Below are 1,314 nucleotides of genomic sequence, written 5' to 3' on the forward strand. Positions count from 1 at the left end.
CGCCAGGCCCTGGCCGACGCCCGGCTCACCACCGCCGACGTGGACGCCGTCGAGGCACACGGCACCGGTACCACCCTCGGCGACCCGATCGAGGCCCACGCCCTGCTCGCCACCTACGGCCAGGACCGCCCCGCGAGCCGGCCGCTGCTGCTGGGCGCGCTCAAGTCCAACATCGGCCACACCCAGGCGGCGGCCGGCGTGGCCGGCGTCATCAAGATGGTCATGGCGATGCGGCACGGGATACTGCCCGCCACCCTCCACCTCGACGAGCCGTCCCCGCACGTGGACTGGTCGGCGGGCGCCGTCCGGCTGCTGACCGAGGCCGTCGCCTGGCCGGAGACGGAGGGCCCCCGCCGGGCGGGCGTCTCCTCCTTCGGGGTGAGCGGCACCAACGCCCACGTCGTCCTGGAACAGCCCGAACCCGAACCGGCCGCGCCCGCATCGGCGGCCCCCGAAGCGGACGCTCCCGCCCGAGCCGGCCGGAGCCCCCTCGTGTGGCCCCTGTCCGCCCGCACCCCCGAGGCGCTCCCCGAGCAGGCTCGCCGGCTCCTGGCGTACGTACAGGAGAACCCGGACACCGACCCGGCCGACATCGGCCACGCCCTCGCCACGACCCGCGCCCAACTGCCGTACCGCGCAGCCGTCGTGGGCCGCGACCGCGACGAACTCCTGGCCTCCCTCACCGCCTTCGCCCGCCAGGAGCCGACGGGCCACGCCTTCGAGGGCACCGCCGCCCGCAAGACCAGGACGGCCTTCCTCTTCTCAGGCCAGGGCAGCCAGCGTCTCGGCATGGGGCGTGAACTGCACACCTCCTTCCCGGTGTTCGCCGAGGCCTTCGACGCCGTCTGTGCCGCGCTCGATCCGCACCTCGAACAGCCCCTGCGCGAGGTCGTGTTCGGTGAGGACGCGGACCTGCTGAACCGGACCGCCTTCACCCAGCCGGCGTTGTTCGCCGTCGAGGTGGCGTCCTGGGGCGTGCGCCCGGACTTCCTCGCCGGTCATTCCATCGGCGAGTACGCCGCCGCGCACGTCGCGGGCGTGCTCTCCCTCACGGACGCGGCGAAGCTGGTGGCCGCCCGGGGCCGGCTGATGCAGGCCCTGCCGGGCGGGGGAGTGATGGTCGCGGTCGAGGCCTCCGAGGAGGAGGTACGGACCCTGCTGGCCGGGTCCGAGGACCGGGCCGACATCGCCGCCGTCAACGGACCCGCCTCGGTGGTCCTCTCGGGCGCCGAGGACACCGTCACCGAACTGGCGGCGAAACTCGCGGCCGAGGGCCGCAGGACCAAGCCGCTGACGGTCTCCCACGCCTTCCAC

At 74.7% G+C, this 1,314-nt stretch carries 1 protein-coding gene; it reads left to right on the forward strand.

The genetic code is table 11. The annotated features are described in order from the left end of the window. A partial coding sequence (locus VR44_RS39915) for an acyltransferase domain-containing protein (RefSeq protein WP_045952597.1) occupies positions 1-1,314 on the forward strand: 1,314 nt, incomplete at both ends.

Source organism: Streptomyces katrae (assembly GCF_000966975.1).
In the GTDB taxonomy this organism is placed as follows: domain Bacteria; phylum Actinomycetota; class Actinomycetes; order Streptomycetales; family Streptomycetaceae; genus Streptomyces; species Streptomyces katrae.